The 23,787-nt window shown below is 68.1% G+C and carries 27 protein-coding genes; 14 read left to right on the top strand and 13 right to left on the bottom strand.

What is annotated here, in order from left to right; genetic code table 11:
* The first annotated feature begins 22 nt into the window (after positions 1-22).
* From ACG00Y_RS08150 to ACG00Y_RS08110, 9 genes are all read left to right on the top strand, one after another.
* On the top strand, positions 23-2,440 hold the full coding sequence (locus tag ACG00Y_RS08150; protein ID WP_394477691.1) for a heavy metal translocating P-type ATPase: 2,418 nt from the start codon (positions 23-25) through the stop codon (positions 2,438-2,440).
* Positions 2,437-2,913, top strand: a complete 477-nt coding sequence (gene cueR / locus ACG00Y_RS08145; protein WP_394477689.1) for a Cu(I)-responsive transcriptional regulator — start codon at positions 2,437-2,439, stop codon at positions 2,911-2,913. The genes ACG00Y_RS08150 and cueR overlap by 4 nt, the downstream gene beginning before the upstream one ends.
* Before the next feature lie 30 nt (positions 2,914-2,943).
* A complete protein-coding gene (locus ACG00Y_RS08140; protein ID WP_394477688.1) occupies positions 2,944-3,336 on the top strand; it encodes a hypothetical protein in 393 nt (130 codons plus the stop codon).
* 98 nt (positions 3,337-3,434) lie between these two features.
* A complete protein-coding gene (locus ACG00Y_RS08135; protein WP_394477686.1) occupies positions 3,435-4,859 on the top strand; it encodes a TolC family protein in 1,425 nt (474 codons plus the stop codon).
* Between the two features lie 13 nt (positions 4,860-4,872).
* Complete coding sequence (locus tag ACG00Y_RS08130) at positions 4,873-6,240, top strand: multicopper oxidase family protein (RefSeq protein WP_394477685.1); 1,368 nt, start codon at positions 4,873-4,875, stop codon at positions 6,238-6,240.
* A 10-nt stretch (positions 6,241-6,250) separates the two neighbouring features.
* On the top strand, positions 6,251-6,979 hold the full coding sequence (locus ACG00Y_RS08125) for a copper-binding protein (RefSeq protein ID WP_394477683.1): 729 nt from the start codon (positions 6,251-6,253) through the stop codon (positions 6,977-6,979).
* Positions 6,980-7,003: 24 nt separating this feature from the next.
* Positions 7,004-7,285, top strand: coding sequence for a hypothetical protein (locus tag ACG00Y_RS08120; RefSeq protein ID WP_394477681.1), 282 nt, complete (start codon positions 7,004-7,006; stop codon positions 7,283-7,285).
* Between the two features lie 45 nt (positions 7,286-7,330).
* Complete coding sequence (locus tag ACG00Y_RS08115) at positions 7,331-7,459, top strand: hypothetical protein (RefSeq protein ID WP_394477680.1); 129 nt, start codon at positions 7,331-7,333, stop codon at positions 7,457-7,459.
* A gap of 328 nt (positions 7,460-7,787) precedes the next feature.
* On the top strand, positions 7,788-9,263 hold the full coding sequence (locus ACG00Y_RS08110; RefSeq protein WP_394477678.1) for a SulP family inorganic anion transporter: 1,476 nt from the start codon (positions 7,788-7,790) through the stop codon (positions 9,261-9,263).
* Between the two features lie 11 nt (positions 9,264-9,274).
* On the opposite strand, the gene ACG00Y_RS08105 is transcribed toward ACG00Y_RS08110, so the two are convergent.
* A complete protein-coding gene (locus ACG00Y_RS08105) occupies positions 9,275-10,399 on the bottom strand; it encodes a glycoside hydrolase family 5 protein (protein ID WP_394477677.1) in 1,125 nt (374 codons plus the stop codon).
* A 147-nt stretch (positions 10,400-10,546) separates the two neighbouring features.
* Here ACG00Y_RS08105 and ACG00Y_RS08100 point away from each other — a divergent pair, with 147 nt between their 5' ends.
* Positions 10,547-10,960, top strand: a complete 414-nt coding sequence (locus tag ACG00Y_RS08100; protein ID WP_394477675.1) for a VOC family protein — start codon at positions 10,547-10,549, stop codon at positions 10,958-10,960.
* Between the two features lie 25 nt (positions 10,961-10,985).
* Here the strand turns inward: ACG00Y_RS08100 and ACG00Y_RS08095 are convergent, their stop codons facing one another.
* Positions 10,986-11,759 carry a LytR/AlgR family response regulator transcription factor gene (locus tag ACG00Y_RS08095; RefSeq protein ID WP_394477674.1) on the bottom strand — a complete coding sequence of 258 codons (774 nt, stop codon included), beginning with the start codon at positions 11,757-11,759 and terminating at the stop codon, positions 10,986-10,988.
* Positions 11,756-12,805, bottom strand: coding sequence for a sensor histidine kinase (locus ACG00Y_RS08090; protein WP_394477671.1), 1,050 nt, complete (start codon positions 12,803-12,805; stop codon positions 11,756-11,758). The genes ACG00Y_RS08095 and ACG00Y_RS08090 overlap by 4 nt, the downstream gene beginning before the upstream one ends.
* Before the next feature lie 194 nt (positions 12,806-12,999).
* On the opposite strand from ACG00Y_RS08090, the gene ACG00Y_RS08085 reads away from it, so the two are divergent.
* Complete coding sequence (locus tag ACG00Y_RS08085; RefSeq protein ID WP_394477669.1) at positions 13,000-13,974, top strand: tetratricopeptide repeat protein; 975 nt, start codon at positions 13,000-13,002, stop codon at positions 13,972-13,974.
* A gap of 23 nt (positions 13,975-13,997) precedes the next feature.
* Entirely contained in the window at positions 13,998-14,420 is a 423-nt protein-coding gene (locus ACG00Y_RS08080; RefSeq protein WP_394477668.1) for a hypothetical protein, read from the top strand.
* A gap of 4 nt (positions 14,421-14,424) precedes the next feature.
* Here ACG00Y_RS08080 and selD read toward each other — a convergent pair whose 3' ends face one another.
* On the bottom strand, positions 14,425-15,492 hold the full coding sequence (gene selD / locus ACG00Y_RS08075; protein ID WP_394477666.1) for a selenide, water dikinase SelD: 1,068 nt from the start codon (positions 15,490-15,492) through the stop codon (positions 14,425-14,427).
* Complete coding sequence (gene mnmH, locus ACG00Y_RS08070; RefSeq protein ID WP_394477665.1) at positions 15,489-16,535, bottom strand: tRNA 2-selenouridine(34) synthase MnmH; 1,047 nt, start codon at positions 16,533-16,535, stop codon at positions 15,489-15,491. The genes selD and mnmH overlap by 4 nt, the downstream gene beginning before the upstream one ends.
* Before the next feature lie 180 nt (positions 16,536-16,715).
* On the opposite strand from mnmH, the gene ACG00Y_RS08065 reads away from it, so the two are divergent.
* A complete protein-coding gene (locus ACG00Y_RS08065; RefSeq protein ID WP_394477663.1) occupies positions 16,716-17,039 on the top strand; it encodes a DUF2789 family protein in 324 nt (107 codons plus the stop codon).
* Complete coding sequence (locus tag ACG00Y_RS08060; RefSeq protein WP_394477662.1) at positions 17,036-17,977, top strand: extracellular catalytic domain type 1 short-chain-length polyhydroxyalkanoate depolymerase; 942 nt, start codon at positions 17,036-17,038, stop codon at positions 17,975-17,977. The genes ACG00Y_RS08065 and ACG00Y_RS08060 overlap by 4 nt, the downstream gene beginning before the upstream one ends.
* Here ACG00Y_RS08060 and ACG00Y_RS08055 read toward each other — a convergent pair.
* The 8 genes from ACG00Y_RS08055 to ACG00Y_RS08020 all read right to left on the bottom strand — a co-directional run bounded on the left by ACG00Y_RS08055 (position 17,967) and on the right by ACG00Y_RS08020 (position 23,785).
* Complete coding sequence (locus ACG00Y_RS08055; protein ID WP_394477660.1) at positions 17,967-18,464, bottom strand: GyrI-like domain-containing protein; 498 nt, start codon at positions 18,462-18,464, stop codon at positions 17,967-17,969. The two genes, ACG00Y_RS08060 and ACG00Y_RS08055, sit on opposite strands and share 11 nt — an antisense overlap.
* 21 nt (positions 18,465-18,485) lie before the next feature.
* Positions 18,486-19,271: an SDR family NAD(P)-dependent oxidoreductase gene (locus ACG00Y_RS08050; protein WP_394477658.1), complete on the bottom strand. Its 786-nt coding sequence runs from the start codon at positions 19,269-19,271 to the stop codon at positions 18,486-18,488.
* A gap of 246 nt (positions 19,272-19,517) precedes the next feature.
* Positions 19,518-19,985: a hypothetical protein gene (locus ACG00Y_RS08045; protein WP_394477656.1), complete on the bottom strand. Its 468-nt coding sequence runs from the start codon at positions 19,983-19,985 to the stop codon at positions 19,518-19,520.
* Positions 19,986-20,125: 140 nt separating this feature from the next.
* Positions 20,126-20,389 carry a hypothetical protein gene (locus ACG00Y_RS08040; protein WP_394477654.1) on the bottom strand — a complete coding sequence of 88 codons (264 nt, stop codon included), beginning with the start codon at positions 20,387-20,389 and terminating at the stop codon, positions 20,126-20,128.
* An 85-nt stretch (positions 20,390-20,474) separates the two neighbouring features.
* Positions 20,475-20,885, bottom strand: a complete 411-nt coding sequence (locus ACG00Y_RS08035) for a hypothetical protein (protein WP_394477653.1) — start codon at positions 20,883-20,885, stop codon at positions 20,475-20,477.
* A 70-nt stretch (positions 20,886-20,955) separates the two neighbouring features.
* Entirely contained in the window at positions 20,956-21,318 is a 363-nt protein-coding gene (locus ACG00Y_RS08030; protein WP_394477651.1) for a hypothetical protein, read from the bottom strand.
* Between the two features lie 449 nt (positions 21,319-21,767).
* Positions 21,768-23,291 carry a tryptophan halogenase family protein gene (locus tag ACG00Y_RS08025; protein ID WP_394477650.1) on the bottom strand — a complete coding sequence of 508 codons (1,524 nt, stop codon included), beginning with the start codon at positions 23,289-23,291 and terminating at the stop codon, positions 21,768-21,770.
* Positions 23,288-23,785 carry a PIN domain-containing protein gene (locus ACG00Y_RS08020; RefSeq protein ID WP_394477649.1) on the bottom strand — a complete coding sequence of 166 codons (498 nt, stop codon included), beginning with the start codon at positions 23,783-23,785 and terminating at the stop codon, positions 23,288-23,290. Before ACG00Y_RS08020 ends, ACG00Y_RS08025 begins: the two co-directional genes overlap by 4 nt.
* Positions 23,786-23,787: the final 2 nt, after the last annotated feature.

Genomic DNA, 23,787 nt, shown 5'->3' with positions numbered 1-23,787 from the left:
TCGAATCGCATCCGAGGTCGCCATGAGCACTGCTGAACTCTCTAATCCACTCGGCATCAAGCTGCAGGTGACGGGCATGACCTGTGCCTCCTGCGTGCTGCGCGTCGAGAAGACGCTCAAGGCCGTGCCGGGCGTCCAGGCGGCTAGCGTCAACCTGGCCACCGAGCAAGCCTCGGTCAGCGTCGACGCCTCGGTCAGCGCGCAGACGCTGGCTGCCGCCGTGCGCAAGGCCGGCTACGACGTCGCGACGACGCAGACGGTGCTGCAGGTGCAAGGCATGACCTGCGCATCGTGCGTGGCCAGGGTGGAGAAGGCGCTGCTCAAGGTGCCGGGGGTCACCAGTGCGTCCGTCAACCTGGCCACGGAGAAGGCCACCGTCCAGGCGCTGTCCACGGTGCCGGTCGCCGCACTGAAGTCGGCCGTCGCCAAGGCGGGCTATACCGCCAGTGACGGCCAGGGCGAGGCGCAGCCACAGGCGGGCCTCGCCCCGGACTGGTGGCCGGTGGCGGTCGGGGCCTCGCTAACCGTGCCGCTGATGGCGCCGATGCTCCTTGCGCTGTTCGGCGTCGACTGGATGATGGACGGCTGGGTGCAGCTCGCGCTGGCGACCCCGGTGCAGTTCTGGCTGGGCTGGCGCTTCTATCGTGCCGGCTGGAAGGCGGTACTGGCCGGCACGGGCAACATGGACTTGCTGGTCGCGCTGGGTACCTCGGCGGCCTACGGGCTGTCCGTCTACCTGCTCATCAAGCATGCCGCGCATGGCATGCCGCATCTCTACTTCGAGGCCTCTGCCGCCGTCATCACCCTCGTGCTGCTGGGCAAGTGGCTGGAGCATCGGGCCAAGCGCCAGACGACCGACGCCATCCGCTCGCTCAATGCGCTGAGGCCGGCCAGCGCGCGGGTGCGCCGCGACGGGGTCGAGTCGGACATCCCGGTCGAGCAGGTGGTGGTCGGCGACCTCGTCATCGTCCGCCCGGGCGACCGGGTCGCCGTCGACGCAGAGATCGTCGAGGGGCGCAGCCACATCGACGAATCGCTCATCACCGGCGAGAGCCTGCCGGTGGCCAAGGGTGTGGGCGACAAGGTGACCGGCGGCGCCATCAATGCGGAGGGCTTGCTGACCGTGCGCACGACCGCCATCGGTGCCGAGACGACGCTGGCGCGCATCATCCGCATGGTCGAGTCCGCCCAGGCCGGCAAGGCGCCCATCCAGCGCATCGTCGACCGCGTCAGCGCCGTGTTCGTGCCCGTCGTGCTGGGCATCGCCCTGGCGACCTTCCTCGGCTGGGTGCTGTGGACCGGCAACTGGGAGTTCGCACTGATCAACGCCGTGGCCGTGCTGGTGATCGCCTGCCCCTGCGCGCTGGGCCTGGCGACACCGACCGCCATCATGGTCGGCACCGGGGTGGCGGCCCGCCACGGCATCCTCATCAAGGACGCGGAGGCGCTGGAGGTGGCGCATGCCGTGACCGTGGTGGCGTTCGACAAGACCGGCACGTTGACCGAGGGCAAGCCTTCGCTCGCGGCCGTGGTGCCGGCTGAGGGCCTGAGCCGCGAGGAGGTTTTGCGGTTGGCCGCCGCTCTGCAGAAGTCCAGCAGCCATCCGCTGGCCGTCGCCGTCATGGACAAGGCCCGTGACGAGCGTGTGCCGGTGCCGGAGGCGCAACAGGTGGTGGCCCTCCCTGGCCGAGGCGTCGAGGGCATGGTGCGCGGCCAGAAGGTGGCGCTCGGCAGCACGCGGTTGTTGCGCGAACTGGGCCTGGACGAAGGCGCAGCGCAGTCCGACGCTAGCCGGCTTGAAAGTGAAGGCAAGACCGTGTCCTGGCTCATCGGCTCGGAGGGCGACCGGAGGCGCGTGCTGGGCCTGCTGGCTTTCGGCGACACCGTGAAGGCCTCCGCCGGCGCCGCCGTGGCCCGCCTGCACGAGCTGGGCATCCGCACCGTCATGCTGACGGGCGACAACCACGGTGCCGCGCAGGCGGTGGCGCAGCAGCTGGGCATAGCCGAAGTCCGCGCCGAGGTGCTGCCTGGCGACAAGGCGGCTGTCGTCAAGCAGCTGTGCGACGAGGGCGCGGTGGTGGCCTTCGTGGGCGACGGCCTCAACGACGGCCCGGCGCTCGCGGCGGCTTCGGTGTCCTATGCGATGGCCGGCGGCGCCGATGTGGCGACGGAGACGGCCGGCATCACGCTGATGCGCGGCGACCTGCGCCTGGTGGCGGACTCGCTGGACGTGTCGCGGCGCACCTACTCCAAGATCAAGCAGGGCCTGTTCTGGGCGTTTGGCTACAACGTGCTGGGCATCCCGCTCGCCGCTTTAGGCCTGCTGAACCCGGTCATCGCCGGCGCCGCGATGGCCTTCAGTAGCGTCAGCGTGGTGGCCAACGCGCTGACGCTGCGGCGCTGGCGTGGTGCGGCCAGCGCTCCTAAGGACACCCAATGAGCATGAACATCGGCGAAGCCGCCAAGGCCTCGGGCGTGTCGGCCAAGATGATCCGGCACTACGAGAGCGTCGGCCTGTTCCCGGAAGCCGCGCGCAGCGAATCGGGCTATCGGCAATACACCGACAAGGACGTGACGACGCTGCGCTTCATCCGGCAGTCGCGCGACCTGGGCTTCTCCATCGAGCAGATCCGTGAGCTGCTGGGGCTGTGGCAGAACCGCAAGCGGCCCAGCCGCCAGGTCAAGGCGCTGGCGCAGGCCCACATCGAGGAGCTGGACGAGAAGCTCAAGGATCTGCAGGCGATGAAGGCCACGCTGGCCCACCTCGTGCACTGCTGCCACGGCGACGACCGCCCGGACTGCCCGATCATCGACTCGCTGGAGTCGGCCGCGCCTGTGGTCGGCGAGCACGAGGGCCATGGGAGCAGCCTTGGCGGCCTGCAGCCGGGCAAGCATCGCCGGCGTGGCGTCTAGCCTCAACCCGCGTCTGCTAGTCTTTCGGCCGTGAAAGTCCTGCGCATCTGCCTGTTGGTGTTGCTCGCCGTGCTGCTCCCCGTGCGGGGCGCGCTCGCGGCTGCCATGGTCTGCGCGCCTGCGGGCAGCGCCATGGCGAGCCCCGTGGCCGCGCAGGGCGATCAAGGCGCCATGCCCTGCCATATGGACTTGGACGGCCAGCCAGCAGCCAGTGCGGTCGGTGAGGGCGACGCCCCGCCGCATCCTGACAAGACCGACCGATGCAACCTGTGTTCCGCGTCCTGCTCGGCCACGCCGCTGTTGCGTGACGTGCCGGGCATTGCCGAGCCGGGCGGCCTGGCATCGGCCAGCTATCCGGATGTGCCGGCTGCCGCGCCGAGCTTCCTCTCCGACGGCCAGGAACGGCCACCCCGAAGCCTCTGACCCAACGGGGCCTCCGCGCGAGGCCCGATGGAGCCCGTGTGTCCTACGCACGGGCATCGGCCGACGCTCATGGGTCGGCGAGCAGATGTCTTCCCACCATGCAAATCCTTTTCAAACGGCTGGCGCCCGCCACTGCCGTTGCTTCGCTAACGCTCATCCTGGCCGGATGCGCGTCCTTCTCGCCCGATGGCGGCATGGGCGCGGTCTCGGACCTCACCAAGGAGCGGACCGGCCAGCCGGTGGCCGCGCAGCGCTCGGCTGCCGAGGCCGATGCTGCCGGCACGCGCCGGGACGAAATCCTCCAGCAGCCGCTGAGCGCCGACAGTGCGGTCGAACTGGCGCTGCTCAACAATCGCGGGCTGCAGGCAAGCTTCGCCCAGCTGGGCATTGCGGAGTCGGCCCTCGTCGAGGCCGGCCGGCTGCGCAACCCCGTGCTGGGCTTCGGGCGCATGGCGCTGGGCGGCGGCGCGGTGGAGATCGAGCGCTCGGTGATGTTCGATGTGCTGGGTCTGTTGACGATGCCTGCCGCGCGGCAGGTGCAGCAGCGCCACTTCGAGCAGGCCCAGCTCCAGGCCGCGTATGAGGCCGTCGGCATCGCCGCAGACACCCGCCGCGCCTACTTCGCCGCCGTCGCGGCGCAGGAGCTGGTCGCCTACTTTCATCAGGTCAAGGAAGCGGCGGACCTGTCGAACGAGCTCGCCAAGCGCATGGCCGCGGCGGGCAACTTCAGCAAGCTGGCGCAGATGCGCGAGCAGGCCTTCCGCGCCGATGCCACGTCCGGCCTCGCGCGGGCGCAGCACGAGGCCGTCGCCGCCCGGGAGCGGCTCACGCGGCTGCTCGGCCTGTCGGGTGCGCAGGTCGCTTTCAAGCTCCCCGAGCGGCTGCCCGAGCTGCCTCAGGCGCCCGTGGACCCCAAGGACGCCGAGCAGACGGCCATAGACAAGCGGCTCGACGTGTTGATGGCGAGGCGCGCGACAGAGGCGACCGCGAAGTCGCTGGGCCTCACGAAGGCCACGCGCTTCATCAACGCGCTGGAGCTGGGCTACCAGAACAAGAGCGAGACCGGCGAGCACCGCACCAACGGCTATGAAGTCGAGCTGGCCGTGCCGTTGTTCGACTTCGGTGCCGCGCGGACCCGCCGCGCCGAGGCAACCTACCTGCAGGCCGTCCATCGCACGGCGGAAGTGGCCGTCAACGCGCAATCGGAGCTGCGGGAGGCCTACTCCGCCTACCGCACGGCCTTTGACTTGGCCAGGCACTACCGCGACGAGGTGGTGCCACTGCGCAAGCGCATCTCCGAAGAAAACCTGCTTCGCTACAACGGCATGCTCATCGGCGTGTTCGAGCTGCTGGCCGACTCGCGCGAGCAGGTGCGTGCCGTCACCGACGCCGTGCAGGCCTTGCGCGACCACTGGGTGGCCGAGGCCAACCTGCAGACCGCGTTGACCGGCCGCTCCCCCGCCGGTGGCAGTGCCATGGCGCCCGCGCGAGCAGCCGCAGCCAACGAGCCCGCCGGGCACTAACCCCACATCCACCATGACCAATCGCAGAACCTTCTTCACGGCCGCAGGTGCCAGCCTGCTGGGCGCCGCCGCCGTCAGCCGTGCCGGCGCAGCGCTGCTGCCCGAGGCCGTCATCCAGACCTCGGCCGCAACGCAACTGCCACCCCCGCCGCCCAATGGCCGCCCGTTCCAGCCGCTGGTGACGCTCAATGGCTGGTCCCTCCCCTGGCGCATGAAGGACGGCGTCAAGGAGTTCCACCTCGTCGCCGAACCCGTCGTGCGCGAGATCGCGCCGGGCATGAAGGCCAACCTGTGGGGCTACAACGGCTCCAGCCCAGGCCCCACCATCGAGGCGGTGGAGGGCGACCGCATCCGCATCTTCGTGACCAACAAGCTGCCCGAGGTCACCAGTGTGCACTGGCACGGCGTGCTGCTGCCTTCGGGCATGGATGGCGTCACCGGGCTGACCCAGCCACCCATAGCCGTCGGCAAGACCTTCGTCTACGAGTTCGTGCTACAGCGGCCCGGCACGCACATGTACCACCCGCATGCCGACGAGATGGTGCAGATGGCGATGGGCATGATGGGCCTCTTCATCATCCACCCCCGCGACCCCCGGCAGTACCGGGTCGACCGGGACTACGGCTTCATCCTGAACGCCTACGACATCGACCCCGGCAGTGCGACGCCGCGCGTCAACACGATGCTCGACTTCAACCTGTGGACGTGGAACAGCCGCGCCTTCCCGGGCATCGACCCCTTCGTCGCCCGCACCGGCGAGCGCGTGCGCATCCGCGTGGGCAACCTGACGATGACCAACCACCCCATCCACATGCACGGGCCGCACTTCGAGGTGACCGGCACCGACGGCGGCTGGGTGCCCAAGAGCGCGCGCTGGCCGGAGGTGACGACCGATGTCGCCGTGGGCCAGATGCGCGCCTTCGAGTTCAATGCCGTCGCGGGCGACTGGGCCATCCACTGCCACAAGAGCCACCACACGATGAACGCGATGGGGCACGCCGTGCCGAACATGATCGGCGTCGACCACCGCGACATTGCCGAGCGCATCACGAAGCTGGTGCCCGACTACATGGTCATGGGCGACAAGGGCATGCACGAGATGGCCGAGATGGAAATGCCGCTGCCCGACAACACGCTGCCGATGATGACCGGCACGGGACCGTTCGGCGCCATCGGCATGGGCGGCATGTTCAGCGTCGTCAAGGTCCGCGACGACATCGCGCGGGGTGATTTCAAGGACCCCGGACCCTACCCGCACCCCGCCGGCACGGTGGCCAGCGAGTACACCGCCGAAGCCCCGCCAGCCCCTCGGGCCGCCGCGCCGAAGGCCGACGCCAACACCTTGAAGGTCCGCAAACCCAGCGGCCATGACGGCCATTGAAGGAGTCCCCATGAAGAAGCTACAAGCATTCGCTGCTGCGGCATTGACGCTGTGCACGGCCGCCGCGCTGGCGCATGGCAACGAAGGCCACGCCGCAGCGCGCACCTACGACGCCGCCAAGGTGCAGGACACGGCCTTCGGGCGCGAGGGCGACCCCGCCAAGGCGACCCGCACCATCCGCGTCGACATGGCCGACACCATGCGCTTCACGCCGGCCAACATCACCGTCAAGCGCGGCGAGACCGTCAGGCTGGTCGCCACCAACAAGGGCCAGGTCTTGCATGAGATGGTGCTCGGCACCGCCGACGAACTCCAGAAGCACGCCGAGCTGATGAAGAAGTTCCCCGGCATGGAGCATGACGAGCCGCACATGGCCCACGTCAAGCCGGGCAAGAGCGGCGAGATCGTCTGGCAGTTCACCCAGGCCGGCGACTTCCAGTTCGCTTGCCTCATCCCGGGCCATTTCGAAGCCGGCATGGTCGGCAAGGTGACGGTCAGCGCCGACGATGCAGCGGCGCCGCAAAGCGATGGCGAGGTCCGCAAGGTCGACAAGGCCCAGGGCAAGCTGACCTTGCGCCACGGGCCGCTGAAGCAGTTCGACATGCCCGCCATGACGATGGTCTTCAGGGTGGCTGACCCAAAGATGCTGGACGGCCTCAAGGACGGCGACAAGGTCAAGTTCACTGCCGAGAAGGTGAATGGCGCGTTCACTGTCACGGCCATCCAGCCGGCCAGGTAGCGGCACGCTCAATATCATTGCCCCATGCGCAAGTTGCTTGCCGTCCTCGCCGTCCTGCTCGGTTGCCTGGCCTTCGTCGGGCAGGCCGTCGCGAGTGTGTCGGCCGGCTACAGCGACTGCTGTCTTCAAGGTTGCGAGGGCATGGCGCATTGCGCCACGGCAAGTTGCCAGACCTGCGCGGCACCTCAGCCGGCGCCCGCGCCGCAGCGGCCCGCGGCGCCGGCCGCCGAAGGGTTGCAGTGGTGTTCAACGAAGGTTTCTTTCGATGCCGGCTCTCGCCCCGAGCCCTGGACGCCTCCTGACTAGGGCGATGCCTGCCTCACGCATTCATCAACCCTCGAAAGGACATCCATGAAATCCAAGCTCTTCAAGATCGGTGCGGCCGTTGCGCTGCTGAGCGGCTCCGCCGCTGCCTTTGCCACGCAGGCCTGCTGTGGCGACATCGCCTGCTGCATCCAGCAGTGGCTGTGCTGCCTGTAGGTTCTCTGACCTGAGAACGGGGCCGGCGCCATGCGCCGGCCTTTTGCTTAGTGGGGCCGCCGTCTCGTTTGGCATCACAGAGACTCGCCCACTGCGACTTTGGGGCCGACAGGGCACCCCTAGAATTCCGGCCATGGCCATCCCTTGCCGATCCGCCCTGCTTGCCATGTTCAGCACCCCGCTGACCGGCCTGCCGCTGGGCCGTTTCCGCGCTGCGACTCCGCCTTGACGGTGGGCGGCCCGCAGCCTCGCGGGTCCGTTGTTCGCCTCCCCTTTTCTCCCAATCCCTGTTCTGCACCTTCGTGCAGAACATCGCCGTCTGCACCCCATGTCCACTTCTCTGCGCCAACAATGGTTCGGCAATGTCCGGGGCGATCTGCTCTCGGGGCTCGTCGTTGCCCTGGCCCTGATTCCAGAAGCCATCGCCTTTTCCATCATCGCGGGCGTTGACCCCAAGGTCGGCCTGTACGCCTCGTTCAGCATGGCTGTCGTGATCGCCTTCACCGGCGGCCGGCCGGCGATGATTTCCGCCGCGACCGGCGCCATGGCGCTGGTCATGGTCACGCTGGTCAAGGAGCACGGCCTGCAATACCTGCTCGCCGCCACGTTGCTGACGGGCGTGTTCCAGGTGCTGGCCGGCGTCTTCAAGCTGGGCCTGCTGATGCGCTTCGTGTCGCGCTCGGTGGTCACCGGTTTCGTCAATGCGCTGGCCATCCTGATCTTCCTGGCGCAGCTGCCCGAGCTGACGGGCGTGTCCTGGCATGTCTACGCGATGACCGCAGCGGGCCTGGCCATCATCTACGGCCTGCCTTACGTGACCAAGGCCGTGCCGTCGCCGCTGGTGGCCATCGTCGTGCTGACGCCGCTGGCCATCGTCCTGGGGCTGGACATCCGCACCGTCGGCGACATGGGCAAGCTGCCCGACAGCCTGCCCACCTTCCTGCTGCCCGACGTGCCCTGGACCTGGGACACGCTGCGGCTGATCGCGCCCTACTCGCTGACGCTGGCGGTGGTGGGCCTGCTGGAATCGATGATGACGGCGTCCATCGTCGACGACATGACCGACACGCACAGCAACAAGAGCCGCGAGTGCGTCGGCCAGGGCGTGGCCAACCTGGCCACCGGCTTCATCGGCGGCATGGCGGGCTGCGCCATGATTGGCCAGTCGGTCATCAACGTGAAGTCCGGCGGTCGCGGGCGCCTGTCGACCTTCGTCGCCGGGCTGTTCCTGCTGATCCTCGTCGTGTTCCTGGGGCCGTGGGTCAGCATGATTCCGATGGCGGCGCTGGTCGCCGTGATGATCATGGTCAGCATCGGCACCTTCAACTGGCGCTCCGTGCTGGAGCTGCGCACCATGCCCGTCAGCTCCTCCGTCGTGATGCTGGCCACCGTCATCGTGACGGTGGCGACGCATGACCTGGCACAGGGGGTGGGTGTCGGCGTGCTGCTCAGCGGCATCTTCTTCGCGCACAAGGTCAGCCAGCTGATGTCCGTGCAGGAGAGCCTGGCGGACGACGGCGCGACCCGCGTCTACATCGTTACCGGGCAGGTCTTCTTCGCGTCGGCGGAAGCGTTCGAGGACCAGTTCGAGTTCAAGGAAACCTTGCAGCGCGTGCGCATCGACGTGCGTCAGGCGCACTTCTGGGACATCACCTCGGTGGGCGCGCTGGACAAGGTCGTGCTCAAGCTGCGCGAGAGCGGCGCCATCGTCGACCTGGTCGGCTTGAACGAAGCCAGTGCCGTGCTGATCGACCGCTTCGGGCGCCACGACAAGCAGGGCACGTCGCTGCCCGTGGGGCACTGAGCCGCAGAGGGTCAGGGCTTGATGACGGCCTTGGTCTTTGCCTCCGCCTCGGCCTGCTTCAGCATGAACTCCCGGAAGAATTTGCCCTGCCCGGTGGGCGTGTAGTTCCAGTCCGAGATCATCTGCGGCGGCCAGTCGGGGTCGAAGGCCCAGACGGTGAAGGAGATGCCCTTCTTCGCAAAGTAGTCGCTGATCAGCGGCCCGTAGCTGCCGTCGCTGATGACGGGTCGGTGCGCGCCCTTTTCGTCCGCGCGCATCCAGCCGATCTCGGTCGCCATCAGCGGGTACTTCTCCGACAGATAGCCCCACGCCTTTTCCCAGGCCTCGGGGAAGGGCCCGCTGCTCTTCTGCGGGTAGGGGTGGATGGCGTAGGCCACGCCTTCGCGCGCGATCGGGTGCTGCGCCACCTGGGACAGGTCGTAGGCCCAGTTGAAGCCGGCCACCAGCGGGATGACGCCCTTGTCGTGGGCGTAGATGATGGAGATCAGCTCCTCGTTGAAGGCCTTCCACTCCTGCCAGTCCACCTCGCCGAGCTTGCCGCTGTTGATCGTGGGCTCGTTGAACAGCTCGTAAACGGCGATGGTCGGGATGCCGGCGTAGCGGGCCGCGATCTGGCGCCAGAACTCGCGCGTCTCCTGCTTGGACGTCACGTACATCGGGTGAAAGTACAGCTCCTTGGTCGGGTTGCCCATCGAGTGCCAGTCGACGATCAGGTAAAGGTCCAGCTCGTTGGCCCACACCACCGCCTGGTCGATCAGCTTCAGGTAGTTCTCGCTGCCGCGCGAGCGCCAGGCGATCGGGTGCACGGGCAGCCGCACGATGTTGGAGCCGAAGGACTTGGCGGCCTCGAAGTGCGCCTTGCTCCACTTGCCTTGCTTGACCAGCTTGTCGGGGTCCGCAATGTTGACGCCGCGAAAAACGACGGTGCGGCCGCTGTCGTCCACCAGCAGATTCCCCTTCACCTTCACCTCGCTCTGCTTGCGGGTGAGCTGCTTGGCGTCGAAGGGCAACGCATACGGCACGTTCCACCATTCGCCCGCATCGGTCGGGGCCGGCGCTGCGACCTTGGGCTCGTAGGCGCTGGCGAACAAGGGGAGCAGCGCGAGCAGGGCGGCACCAAGCAAGGGGAGTTTCATGGCTTCAGCAGCGGGTGGTGATCAACAAAAAAACCGCGCCACCAAAGGAGATTCGGTGCGGTTCGGGCGCGCAAAGATACCAAAATCGGCGGCTTGGGACTGCGCTGTCCTAAAACACCTCCGGTCCTTCCCATCGCAAAGGTCATCATGCACTTCACACGCATCGCCCATGTCTGCCTGCACGTGACCGACCTGCCGCGCTCGCTGGCCTACTACGGCAAGCTGGGCTTCACCGAGGTCTTCCACTTCACCCGTCAGGGCCGGGACTTCGGGCGCTACCTGCAGATCGCCGACAAGTGCTATCTGGAGCTGTTCGAGGAGCCCGCGCGCGGCCCGGTGGTGAACAACGGCATCGCCCACTTCTGCCTGGAGACGCAGGACCTGGCCGGCCTGATGGCGCACCTCGACGCGCAAGGCGTGGCCTACACGCAGAAGAAGCTGGGCGGCGACTTCACCTGGCAGATCTGGCTGGAGGACCCGGACGGCAACAAGTTCGAGGTCCACCTGTACACGGACAAGAGCATGCAGCTGCAGGGCGGCACGATGGAGGCGGACTGGTGACGACGGGCGAAGCCCCCGCCGTCGCTCATTCCGCCTTGAACAGGTGCAGGTAGGTCCGGCTGACCGGCAGCACCTCGGCGCGGTGCTTGAAGTGCAGGTCGGCCTTCTCGTTCAGGCCCGGCGTCACGTGGCTGACGGCGTGCAGGTTGACGACGACGGCGCGGTGCACCTGCTGGAACTGCGCCGGGTCCAGTTGTTCCAGCAGCGTTTTCAGCGAGGTGCGGATCAGCGCCTCGGCCGGCTTGCCGCCGTCGCCGCGCCAGGCCACCAGCGTGTACTTCTCGTCGGAGCGCAGGTAGTCGATGTCGTCGACCGGGATCAACCGGACCGTGGGCCCGATGGCCGCGCGTATCCAGCGCAAGGGCGCGGCAACGCTGGGCGGCTTGAGACGCTCGGCCAGTTGCGTGAGCAGGGCTTCGGTGGCGACGGCGGGCTGCTCCAGCCGCAGCCGTTCGCGCAGCCGCTGGGCGGTGTCGGCCAGCCGCGCGGCCTGAACGGGCTTGACGAGGTAGTCGAACACGCCGTGCTCGAAGGCCTGCAGCGCGTAGTGGTCGAAGGCGGTGATGAACACCACATGGGCGCGGCGGCCGATGCGGCGCGCGACCTCGATGCCCGACAGGCCCGGCATGTGCACGTCCAGGAAGCACACGGCCGGTCGCAGCGCCTCGAACTGCTCCACGGCCTCGATGCCGTTGCGTGCCTGGGCGACCACCTGCAGCTCGGGCCACTGCTGCGCGAGCAGGCCGCGCAGCACGTCGCGCAGCAGCGGCTCGTCGTCGGCGATCAGGGCGGTGGTCATGTCTGGCATGGGAACTCAACTTCGACCAGCATGCCATGCGGCTGCACCTCGCTCAGGCGCAACTCGGCCTCACCGTCGAAGGCCAGCCGCAGCCGCTCGCGCAGCGTTGACAGCCCCGTGCCCAGGCCCGCGCTGCCGGGTTGCAGGCCCACGCCGGTGTCGCTCACCGCCACCAGGCAGCGGCCGCTCGCCAGGCGCTGCACGCGCACGTCGATGCGGCCGCCTTCCAGGCTGGGGTCGATGCCATGCCTAACGGCGTTCTCTACAGGCGTCAGCAGCGTCATCGGCGGGCAGCGCAGCAGCTCCAGGCCGGGCTCGACCTGCACGCTGAACTGCAGCCGGTCGGGCAGGCGCAGCTGCATCAGCGCCAGGTAGGCGTTCACCATCTCCAGCTCCTGCCCGAGGCGGCTGCGCGGCTCCGACAGCCGGGGCACGGCCGCGCGCAGATAGGCCACCAGGCTGGCCAGCACCGGCGAGGCCTGCGGCGAGCCGGCGTCCACCAGCGCCTGCACATTGGCCAGCGTGTTGAACAGGAAGTGCGGCTCCACCTGCGCCTGCAGCAGCCGCAGCTGCGCGTCCAGCGCCTGGCGCTCCAGCTCGCTGCGCGCCCGCTCGGCCTGCAGCACGCGCTCGTCGCGCTGGCGCAGCAGCGCCGACATCGCCACCCACGACGACACCAGCATGCCCAGCGAGCCCAGCACCAGCAGCGCGTTGATCATGCCGGGCTCCTCCCAGAACGGCGGCCGGCCCGGCGTGATCGTCGACAGGAAGAAGCCCAGCACGACGGCCGGCGTCACCAGCGTCACGGCCACCACCTGCAGCGCCCAGCGCGCCAGCGGCCGGGGCAGGCGGCGCGGCCAGCGCTCCAGCGCGCTGTAGGCCAGCAGCGCCGCGAGTGCCGGCACGTAGACGTGGGTGGCCAGCTTCAGCAGCCGCCAGTTGGAGTTCAGCGCCAGCAGGACCAACACCAGTGACGCGGCGAGCGCCGTCACCCGCAGGCGCTTCAGGCGCAGGACGGTCAGCAGCGGGCGCAGCGCGGTGGGCATGGCCGGCATTGTGGTGAATGGCGCGCGGGCAGCCAGCGGCATGCGACCGGCGACGGCCCGGCGCGCTCGACACACGCCAGCCGGCGACCAGGCGCGCCGCGCCCCGTCCGCGCCGGCCGTGCCCGGTCACGGCGTGTCGTGGCCCGTCGCAAGGCGCTGGCAGCGCGTGCGGGCGGCTCGCACAGTCGGTGCCCATGACACGCCTTCACCTCCTCCTTTCCGCGCTCGCCCTGGCCGCGTTCGCCGCACCGTCGCAGGCGACCGACGCCGAGTTTCAGCAACTGCACCTGGCCCGGCAGCCGGCCGCGCTCGAAGCGCTGGCGCGCGAGCGGCTGGCGCGCGACGCGCTCGACGAGACGGCGCTCTGGTACTGGAGCCGCCAGGCCTTCGGCGAGCCGCGCCAGCGCGCCGGGCTGATGCCGCGGGTGCAGGCCTGCGTGCGGGACCGGCCGCAGTCGGCCCGCTGCCAGCATGCGCTGGGCCTGCTGATCGGCGCCGAGCTGATGGAGGCCGGCACCTTCACGGCCATGCGCCGCGTCGGCGAGGTGCAGGAGCGCTTCGAGCGCGCCGTGGCGCTGGCGCCGGCCGATTACGCGATGCGTCGCGACCTGCAAGGCCTCTACCTCGCGCTGCCGGCACTGATGGGCGGCGGCGCGCGCAAGGCGCGGCTGCAGGCCGAGGCGGTCGCCCGCATCGACGCGCCGCGCGGCCTGTTGCTGCAGGCTGCGCACGCCATCCACGACAAGCAGTTCGACCTCGCCGAGCAGCGCCTGTCCGCCGTGCAGCCCGCGGCCGACCGGCAGCTGACCGCCGACCTGCAGCAGGTGCAGCTGGACCTCGCGCGGGCGCTGCTGGACATCGGCGCCGCCGAGCGCGGGCGCCAGGTCATCGAGCGCCAGCTGCTGCAGGACGCGGGCCAGGCGGAGCTGCATGTCGAGCTGGGCCGTGCGCTGCTGGCGCTTAAGCAACCGGCTGCGGCGGTGGCCGCCCTGGAGCGTGCGCTGCAGCTCAACCCCAGGCTGCGCCTGCACCACGGCCTGGGCGCGGCCCATGAAGCGGCCGGTGACACCGCGCGTGCCGTCGCTGCCTACCGCCTCGCCCTCAACGACCCTGCCGACAAGGGCGCCGCCGATCAGGCCCGCCAACGCTTGAAGGCGCTGCAGCCATGAACCCGCCCAAGGAGAACAAGCCCATGAACCTCACCCCCCGTGAAGCCCCGCCGGTGTCGCTGCTGCGCCTGAACCTGCTGCGCACGCTCTACCTGGTCATCGTCGTGGGCCTGGGCTTCGTCGTCTGGCCCAACCTCGTCGTGCGCATGCGGCCCTACGAGCTGATGGAAGGCGTGGTGGCCTGCATGCTGGCCGCGTTCTCGTTGACCTGCGCGATCGGCGTGCGCTACCCGCTGCTGATGCTGCCGGTGCTGCTGTGGGAGCTGTTCTGGAAGTCGATCTGGCTGGTTGCCATCGTCGTGCCGCTGTGGCTGGCCGGGCGGCTGGACGAGCAGACCGTGGCGATCGCCGTGACCGTGGTGCCGGTGCTGATCTTCCCGTTCATCCTGCCCTGGCGCTACATGGCCGACCGCTACCTGAAGCAGCCGGCGGACCGCTGGCGTTGAATCTCTATCGCACGCGCAGCGGCGCACCGTCGGCTGCTGCCACGACGCCGCCGATCTCGGCCGCCGCGTCGAAGCCATGGCGGCGGAACACCGCGAGCACGTCGTCCACGGCACCCGCATCGCAGGACACCAGCAGCCCGCCGCTGGTCTGCGGGTCGGTCAGCAGCGCGCGGTCGACGGCCGGGAAGCCGTTGGGCAGCGACACCTCCGCGCCATAGCCCGCCCAGTTGCGCCCCGACGCGCCGGTCACCATGCCCTGCTGCGCCAGTTCGCGCACCTCGGGCAGCAGCGGCACGCGCGCCCAATCGATGTCGACCGTGGCCCCGGCGCCGCGCGCCAGCTCCAGCGCATGGCCGGCCAGGCCGAAGCCGGTCACGTCGGTCATCGCATGCACGCCGTCCAGCGCGGCCAGCTCCGGCCCGGGTGTGTTGAGCTGCGTCGTCGTGGCGATCATGCGGGCGTAGCCGTCGGCAGACAGCGCCTCCTTCTTCAGCGCCGCCGACAGGATGCCCACGCCCAGCGGCTTGCCCAGCACCAGCCGGTCGCCGGGCCGCGCATCCGAGTTGCGCTTGACGCGCTTGGGGTGCACGACGCCCAGCGCGACCAGGCCGTAGATGGGCTCGACCGAATCGATGGTGTGGCCGCCCGCGATCGGGATGCCGGCGGCGGCGCAGACCGACTCGCCGCCCGCCAGGATGCGCGCGATCACCTCGACCGGCAGCACGTTGATCGGCATGCCCACCAGCGCCAGCGCCATGATGGGCTTGCCGCCCATCGCGTAGACATCGCTGATGGCGTTGGTCGCGGCGATGCGGCCGAAGTCGAACGGGTCGTCGACGATGGGCATGAAGAAATCGGTCGTCGCGATCACCGCGATGTCGTCGGTCAGCTGGTAGACGGCCGCGTCGTCGGCCGTCTCTATGCCCACCAGCAGCGCGGGCGGCACGGGCAGCTGGCGCGTGTTCTTCAGGATCTCGCTGAGCACGCCGGGCGCGATCTTGCAGCCGCAGCCGCCGCCGTGGGACAGGGACGTTAGGCGGGGAACGGGCGTGGTGATGGGTGTTTGGGTCATGGCAGTGAAGCAATGTGACGGGCCAGCGCGTGGATGCCGGCGTCCGACAGGTCGTCGCAGGCCACGCGCTGCGCATGGGCCAGCCGCTCCAGGTGGCGGCCCTGCGAGCGGGCGTAGAGCGGGTCGTAGTGCTGCGCCATCAGCGCGGCGAACAGCGGCGGCAGCTCGCGGTGCAGCGCCCAGGCTTGCCACTGCGCCAGCACGTCCTTCGGTAGCAGCTCGCGCAGCGTGCCCAGCTTGTCGGCCAGGCCCTGCGGGTCGTCGGCCAGCCAGGCGTAGTCGCGCAGCAGATAGGCCAGCCGCGCCTCGGGCGTGGCGTCGATCTCGATGACCCGGCTCTCGCGCAGCCGCTGCAGCAGCGGCTCGGGCACGGTGAGGCGGCCGATGCGCCGGCTCTCAGCCTCCACCCACACGCGCCGGCCCAGGTCGAAGCGGGCCAGGTCTTGCATCAGCGCCGTCTCGAAGCCCTTCTGCGACGGCTGCGGCCGGCCCGGCATGCCGCCCAGCACCGAGCCGCGGTGGGCGGCCAGGTCCTCCAGGTCCAGCACCTGCTCGCCGTCGGCGGCCAGTGCCTGCAGCACGCGCGTCTTGGCGCTGCCGGTCGGGCCGCATAGCACGCGCAGGTCCAGCTGCGGCGCGATGAGCGCGATCTGCTCGATGACGTGCGCGCGCCAGGCCTTGTAGCCGCCCTTGAGCTGCTGCGCGTCCCAGCCCACCAGCCGCAGCCAGTTGACGAAGCTGCCGCTGCGCATGCCGCCGCGCCAGCAGTAGACGAGCGGGCGCCAGTCCCGGGGCTTGTCGTGGAACAGATCCTCCAGGTGGCGGGCGATGTTGCGCGCGACCATGGCGCCGCCGATCTTGCGCGCCTCGAAGGCCGAGACCTGCACATAGGTGGTGCCGACGATGCGGCGCTCCTCGTCGTCCAGCACCGGGCAGTTGATGGCGCCGGGCAGGTGGTCGAGCGCGTACTCGGCCGGCGAGCGCGCGTCGATGAGGACGGTGAACTCGCCAAGCTCGTTGACGGTGGTGGGTTTGTGGCTCATCGGCCTCGGCGGACGGCTTTGCCGTGCAACAACATGTTCATGGGGCTGACTCCTGGGCGAAAGCGTACCGCCTTCGGGGCGCCGGCCAAGCCGGCACCCGCGGCACTCGCCGGATGAGGCTTCCGCTGACAGCGGCCCGGGCCGCGCAGCCCTAAGGTGGAACCCTGAAAGGACCACCCCATGGACACCACCACTCACCACGATCTGCCTGACCTGTTTGCGCAGCTCGGGCTGCCCAACTCGACGGACGACATCCAGGTCTTCGTGCTGCAGAACCGGCCCCTGCCGCAGACGCTCAACCTGTCGGAGGCGCCGTGCTGGAACGCCAGCCAGGTGGCCTTCATCCGCGAGCAGTGGCACCAGGACGACGGCGACTGGGTCGGCGTCATCGACCAGCTGAACGCGCTGCTGCGCGAGCACCCGGCCACGGAGGAGCTGGCCCAGGCCGAAGGCACCGATGCGTGCGCGGTCGTGGCCACGCCGGCGGCCAGCCTGCGCTTGTGAAACAGCCCTCCTGGGCGTCGCTGCTGGGCCGCAATGCCCAGCTGCTGCAGCGCGCCGCCCAGCCGCTGCGTGACCGCCGCAAGCCGCCGGCCGGCGCGGGCAGCTGGCTGATGGGCTCGGTGCTGACCGAGGCCGGGCCGCGGCGCTACTGGCTGTACCGCCCCGAGGGCGTGCGCTTCGGCGAAAAGCTGCCGTTGATGGTGATGCTGCACGGCTGCCACCAGGACGCCAAGAGCTTTGCCGAGAGCACGCGCATGAATGCGGTCGCGGCGCGCGAGCGCTTTCTGGTGCTGTACCCCGAGCAGCCGCGCCTGGCGAACGCCCAGGGCTGCTGGAACTGGTTCGACACGCAGTCCGGCCGCGCCTTCAGTGAGGCGGCGTGGATCATGCGGGCCGTCGATCAGGTCTGCGTGCTGTACGCGGCCGACCGCGAGCGCATTGCCGTGGCGGGGCTGTCGGCGGGCGCCAGCATGGCGGCGCTGCTGGCCACACGCTATCCGCAGCGCTTCAAGGCCCTGGCCATGCACTCGGGCGTGCCGCCGGGCGCGGCCACTTCAGCCGTCGGCGCCGTGGGCGCCATGCAGGGCCGCCGCGAGCCGCAGGTGGTGCCGGCCGAAGCCTGGCCGCCGCTGATGGTCATCCACGGCGAGGACGACGGTGTCGTGTCGGCCCGCAACGCGAATGCGGCGGCGCAGATGTGGTCACAGGCGGCCGGTGCCCGCGAGGGCGCGCCGCTGGCGCAGCAGCGCGGCAAGCGCTACCCGATGACGGTGACCCACTTCAAGCGCTCGCGCGAGCTGGTGGCCACGCTCGTGCAGGTGGGCGGTCTGGGCCACGCCTGGAGCGGCGGCGCAGCGCAGAAGCGCTTCAGCGACGCCAACGGTCCGGACGCGTCGCGGATGGTGTGGCGGTTTGCGGAAAAGCAGTTCAGCCCTTGAGCTTGAAGGCGAGTTCGGTCACCCACAGGTCCATGTCAGGCTGCTCGGCGGGATCGGTCTCGTAGATCTCGAGCCGGCAGGCGAAATGGTCGCCATCCGCGCGCTCTTCGACGTCGAGCGGCTGCCCGGTCAGCCGAACCCAGCCGATCAGCATCGCGGTCACCGCCTCCAGCTTGTCGGGGTGCCCATGCCAGCGCAACGTGACGAACCTGCCTGCCGGCAGCGTCCCAAACGCCACGTGCTCTGTCGCCACACCGGGCCGCTCGACGGCAATGCCGGCCTCCACATCCAGCGTCTCGGCCATGTTGATGCGGCGGTAGTTGTAGAAGGCCGCGCCGATGGGCTGGATGCCTTGCTCGGCCAGCGTCTTGAAGACGATAGGAAACCCCTCATCGGCCGGCTTGAGCATCTCGTCCATGCGCACCTTGAAGCGCATGAAGGCATAGGCCTGTGCCGGTCGCGCAATGATCTGGGGCAAGGTCAGCATGGCGTTCTCTCCTCAATGGATTCAGTCGATCTGGCCGCCGCCGGTGGCATTGGCGACCGTCGCGGTCATGGCCGAAGCCAGGTCGCTGGCCAGCAGCACGGCCGCATCGGCGACCTGCGCCAGCCCGGCGATGCGGCGCAGCGGCGTTGCCTTGGCGTAGTCCCGGTGCAGGTCCTCGAAGCTGATGCCGCGTTCGTCGGCCTGCGCCTGCCAGACCTCGCGCACGCCTGGGGCATCGGGCGACCCCGGCGAGCGCACCCAGCAGACCCGCACGCCCGAGGGGCCGTGCTCCATGCCCAGCTGGCGCAGGAAGTGCTCGGCCGCCGCGCAAGCGATGCCGAAGCCGCCGGTCGCCGGTGACGGCCAGCGCGCCACGTTCGCGGTGACGCCCACGATGGCGCCGCCGCCGTGCTGGCCCATGTGGCGGGCCATGAGGGTGCCGGTGTGAAACCAGCTGAGCATGGCCAGCCGGACCGGCTCGAACATGGCCTCAAAGCCCATGTCCGCCATGGACGAGCCCTGCGTGTCCGACCAGGACACCCCGTTGAACATAAGCCGCACCGGCTCAGCGGCGGCCACCACGGCATCGAGATGGGCCTGGATAGCCACGGGGTTTGTCGCATCGACGATCGTCACCTCGGCCCGGCCACCAGCCGCCGCAATCTCTGCGGCGACCCGTTCAAGCGCGGCCCGGTTGCGCGCGGCGAGAAAGACGCGTGCCCCTTCCCGTGCATAGGCCTTTGCCACCGCGCCACCCACGGCGCCACTCCCACCGTACACGACGGCTACCTTGTCCTTGAGCAACATCACGCACCTCCTTGCGCATACCCGACGACGAGCGGTGGTCGCGGGTTTCGACACGGGCCGGTCGAAAAATCTCCGCAGGTGCTGACGGCGCCGGCGCACAAGCTGGCGCGCTCGGCTGCTGGGCTTGAGGCTGGTGCCAGAAACGCAAACGGCCTGAGCGTGCGCCAGGCCGTTGCATCGAGATCAATGAAATCAGCTACTCGGAGGGCGGAGCGCCCCTCTCGACCGCATTGTTGGGTCTATGGCTCACTGCGGAATTTCTTGCTTGACGGGTGAAGTTTCAAGCATTTGTGCTGCCTTTGATTTCTGCTCCACAGTGCATGACTTTGATTGCACAGCAGAATAAACATTGCCCTGCGCCATCCCATGCAGTAGCCCGATAAATGCCACCTGCTTTTCGCTAAATCCCTGTCGGCGTGCTTTGGCTGTAAGGCTTAGAAAATGCGTCTGCCAGTCCATGCCGCACCACTCTGCAATACCCGATAACTCCCCAGCGGAAATTACGTGGTTAGCCGCTGCTGTCGATATAGGGAGGGTGGATCGTTCAGCCGCATTGTCGGGCTGAACGGGATTGCCATTACTGAGCCTCGCCTTACCCCAAAAATTGGCGAAAGCTGCCTGGATAAGCTGTTCTCGATGCTCTGGCGGCAGGATGCCAGCAGCCGCAGGGATCGATATGGAGAGGAACAAAAACAGGATGGTGAGTGTGCGCATTGTTGTGGTCCAATGTTTGAGTTAGCCCGCATTCGGCGCATTGGCTGGAATGAATGGCCCGGTAGGTTGGGGTGCTAACCCCAACATCGATTGACCTGTGGAATGTTGGGGTTCGTGAACTTACCCCAACCTACCGAGCTTCACGGGAAAAATGCCTTAAAAGTAGTGGTTGCCAGAGCCAAAGCAATGGCAGCCATAATCACGACAACCTTATTTAAGGTAAATGAATGAGCAGTATTGGCTCTCTGCTCTCTCTCGGATAGAGGAAGGTGAGAGGCGTCGTACCCAACCACTTTTTCAATTTCTTGTGCTGGAAGTTTCTTCGTCCGACTTAGCCAGCCTATGGAATCAAGTACTCCATAGATGGCAAAGCAAGTTAGCACCAGTAACAGCCACTTAGTCATGTGAGAGCTCTACGTGCGAGCTCAGCGGGCGGCGAAGCCGTCCGCTGCAGTGCAAGGTTAGGCGTCAAATCGACTAGCAATCTTGTCAACTGCCAAGAAGAACACGGTACTTGGGTGGCTTCCCGATGCCGCCCCACTCGACAAGTTGCAGCCCTTCAAAGTAGTGGTGATCTTCTTCAGGTACCGTTGCAGCCCAGGAAACATGTAGTTCCCAAAGCACGTCCGCTCCGGTTAGGCGGCCATGCGCGCTTGCTACTACTCTGACTTCGGCCTCCCTATCGCGCCAGTCTCCGTCGGCGACTTCGAACGCGTAGTCGTATTTGAGCCGCACGTCAGCGAACGGCAGAACACGAGCGAGTTCCGATTCCGGATCTTCAGCCTGGATATCTTCGGCGTATGCACGCACTGCCTCAATGAGCGCGGCGGGCGATTCTGGGACAGGCTCGACGAAGGACCACGGCACGCCGAGGAGAAGAACTTGCGGAAAGTCTGGCATTGCGATCCCTGTGGCTGACGCCTAACGTGAAAGTGAGCGGACGCCGAAGGCGGTCCGCTCCAATGACAGGTTAAAGGGCATCAGCGCTCTCCGCCAAGAACTCATGACACCCTGTTTCGTCGAGAAAGATCCGGAAATGGTGAAGCTGCTTGTAGGGTTTCACAGATGCTTGGTCCGCCTCCAGGTGCTCCGCCAATTCACGGCTGTTGCGAACCACTCCAACCTTGAAGTAGTACCCGGAGATCCATTCAGCCGGGCACGCGTACAGCGACGTGAAGCGATGCCAACGAACACAGGCGAACGCGATTTGAACGGGCTCGCGCCCTGCGATACGCACCCTCAGTACGGCCTTCCCTTCGGACATATGAAGCTCGCTGGCCTCGTACTCGCCGGTATCGAAGGACGGCAGCTCAATATGAGACGCTGAATCCAAGTCGTGCCCTTTAACGTGTTATGAATCGTGGATAAGCGTCGCCTATCACGCCCGCCGTCGCCCTAATCGGCTCTGCGATGGCTCAGCAAGTGCTTGGTTCATAAGAACTTTCTCGCAAACCTGTCGGGCGAAACGGGCATTATTTTCCCGGCAAAAGCGGGGCGTGGTTACAAATTCTCGGCGCGAGCGTGGCTTGCTTCGTGGCCGGATGATGCCAGCGCGGGGTTCGCTTGATCTCGGTGAAAACTGCCGTGCGCACGCCCGCCCAATTGGCGCAGTGGCGGGTGTCTGTGCCACTGCTTCCGGTGATCGGCAGTGAATGACAGCACCGCGGCGGTCGCCGCGTGCCAGGCGGTTGGCTCGGCTGACCCGATCCGCTGCACAGTTGTCGCCACCCGACGCTTGGACATTCCGCGCAGCGTGTGTGGCGAGCCTGGACGTGGCTCTCTCTATTTCACCGCGTTGATCTTCTCAATCAGCGCCCGGTGGCTGGGCAGGTCCACCAACGCCCGGTCCGCAAATCGCTGAATCTTCGCGAACAGCTTGGCCGCCTCGGCGCCCTGCGTGAAGTCGGCGCGGCCCGCGCTGAGGTCGGTGTGGAAGCCCATGCCGTACAGGATGTACTGGTAGTTGAAGAACGCGAACGTCTCCGTGTCCAGCACGAAGTCGAAGCGGCCCGGCGGGCGCAGCCGCCATTGCTCCAGCAGGTCGGCCAGCGGCTCGGGGATGGTGGCCGGGTTGGCGTTGTCGCGCCAGAAGGGCTCGTCGCGTTTGCTCAGGCAGTAGTGCAGCTTCAGGAAGTTGATGATGTTCTCGAAGCGCGCCGTCATCAGCTCGTTGAAGCGCCGCGCCGGTGCCTCCATGGCGCCGCTGTGCGGCAGCATCTCGGCAATCATGCCGACGGCCGCCTCGATGAGCACGAGGCCGGTCGATTCCAGCGGCTCCAGGAAGCCGGCGGACAAGCCCACCGCGACGCAGTTCTTCACCCACTGCTTCTCGCGGTAGCCGGGCGCGAACGGGATGCTGCGCATGGCGACATCTTCATCGCCGCAGTAGGCGCGCAGGATCTCGGCCGCGCGCTCGTCGCTGATGTGGCTGCTGGAGTAGACGCAGCCGATGCCGCGCGCGCCGTTCAGGCCGATCTCCCACAGCCAGCCGGCCTCGTGCGCCGTGGCGATGGTGCAGCTCTCCATCGGCGTGTCGGCCGCGTCGAACGGCAGCTTGCAGGCCAGTGCCCGGTCGGCAAACAGCTGGCTGCGGCAGGACTTGAACGGGCTGCCCAGCGCCTTGCCGATCAGCTCGGCGCGGAAGCCCGAGCAGTCGATGTAGAGGTCGGCCTCGAACCTGCCTTGGGCCGTGTTCAGGTGGCGAATAGCGCCGCGCGCGTCCAGCGCCACATCGGTCACCGTGCCTTCGAAATGCCGCACACCCAGCTCCCGGGCGCGGTCGGCCAGCAGGCCCGCGAGCTTGATGGCGTCGAAGTGATAGGCGTAGTTCAGCGGCGCCGCGTAGGCCGCCTCGCCGAGGCGCTTGGGCGCGCGCTGGGCGTCGGTGATGCGTTGTTGCAGCGTCATGGCCTGCGCGAACGGCGGCCGCGTGGCCTCGTCCTGCAGCAGCCAGTAGGGCACGAGGTTGACGTCCTCGGCGTAGAACGGCGCCTCGAACGGGTGGAAGAACTGCTGGTGCTGGCCGTCACGCGGCGTGCGCGCCCAGTCGACGAAGCGGATGCCCTGCTTCATCGTCGCGGTGGTCGCGCGGATGAAGTGCGCTTCGTCTATGCCGAGGAATTGCAGCGTGCTGCGGATGGTGGGGAAGGTGCCCTCGCCGACGCCGACGCTGCTGATGTCGGGCGACTCCAGCACGGTCACTTCCAGGTGCGGGCGCTCGGCCAGGCGCAGCGCCTTGGCGAGGTAGGCGGCGGTCAGCCAGCCGGCGGTGCCGCCGCCGACGATGAGGATGCGTCGCTTGTTCATGCTCTCACGTAGAGGTTCTTCAGCCACTGATGGCCGGTCTGGGTGCCGTGCGCCCAGTCTTCGTCTTCATCGCTGGGCTGCGCCACGTAGCCGGACGGGTTCAGCAGCTTGACGCGGCCGGCGCGGAAGGCGGAGACGCGGTGGGTCACGAAGGTCAGGCCATGCTCCAGCGCCGTCGCGGCCAGCAGGCCGTCGCGTGTGTTGGCATAGGGTAGCTGGGCACGGCGGCGCACGACGGCCGCGTCCACCGACAGCACGCGCCCTTCGAACGCCGTCATGACGCGCTCGTCAATCCATTCCCGCACCACCAGCCCGGCCGCGCGGTCCTTGCGGCCCAGGCGTGCGGCGGCGTTCTCTATCTCCAACAGCGTGAGCGCCGAGATGAACAGCTTCTGACGCGGGATGCCGGAAGCCCAGGCCATCAGCCCGGCGTCGGACTGTGCGGCCTTGGCCTTGCGGAGTTCCAGCACGATGCCGGTGTCGAGCAGGAACATGG

This window comes from Pelomonas parva, from assembly GCF_043555835.1.
GTDB lineage: Bacteria > Pseudomonadota > Gammaproteobacteria > Burkholderiales > Burkholderiaceae_C > Pelomonas > Pelomonas parva.
This window is presented reverse-complemented; position numbering and strand designations above follow the sequence as displayed.